General features: G+C 30.7%; 1 protein-coding gene. It reads left to right on the plus strand.

From position 1 onward, the window contains the following. Positions 1–95: 95 nt before the first annotated feature. Positions 96–713: a hypothetical protein gene (locus K1X16_RS17880; protein ID WP_225037431.1), complete on the plus strand. Its 618-nt coding sequence runs from the start codon at positions 96–98 to the stop codon at positions 711–713. Positions 714–922 lie beyond the last annotated feature (209 nt).

Genomic DNA, 922 nt, shown 5'->3' on the forward strand with positions numbered 1-922 from the left:
TGCGGAATATTCACGGGTTCGTAAAAGTTTACTAAATTAGTTGCTTAACCACGCAACTAATCATACACAAACACGTTGTAAAACATTTGATGAAATTGAGTACTAAAATTGATGGTAAGTGGATTAACGTAAGCGAAATGAGACCTTTTCGTGATTTAGACATAATTACTTTCGAGAATGATAAGATTAATTATTCAGTCTTGGAAAGCACGGAAAATGAACTTAACTTAAAAGAAAAAAAAGTCGAAAATCGCTCTGAAAACTTATCTGATTTGAAATTTGAATTCATAAATCCCAGCCGAATTAGATTTTATCGAAAAGGAAAAAAACATACAGTAATTAACGAAACGGAATCTAAAACTGAAGACAAAATTTTTGAAAACGATTATGTCAAATTAATTCCGACAGAATCAAAAATATCGGAAAGTAGAATTCAACTTTTGAAATATAATTTTGAATGGAACAATGAAAAAGGTGTAATTGAATTCAATAAAATTTTAGACAAGCCTGAAATTCTTGAAATGCTTAAGAAAAGTGGATATGCAGGACGAAAAATACTATTAGAAAAAATAGATGACACTTTGTTGATTTCTACTTATCACAATAATCACAAAGGATTGGTGCTTCCGATTAAGGAAATTGACGAAACTAAAGCTGTTTTATATGGACTTCCTGTGGAGCCTTTTGAAACAATAGCTGAAAGAATTGATTAAAAACGTTTTACAACAACGTGTATAAAAAATTGCTAAATTAGTGCTTAAACAAAGGTAGTTGCATTTTTGTTACGTCTGATTTTCCTTCGGAAAATCCTCGCACACAAAAACGCAACTACTCATACACAAAACCGTTGGCAACAATTAACACCAAATGACAAAAATATACATTGATGATTCCGTTCACGAAAGAGGCAATTTTGTTATCA

The sequence above is a fragment of the Winogradskyella sp. SM1960 genome (assembly GCF_020179375.1).
Taxonomy (GTDB): domain Bacteria; phylum Bacteroidota; class Bacteroidia; order Flavobacteriales; family Flavobacteriaceae; genus Winogradskyella; species Winogradskyella marina.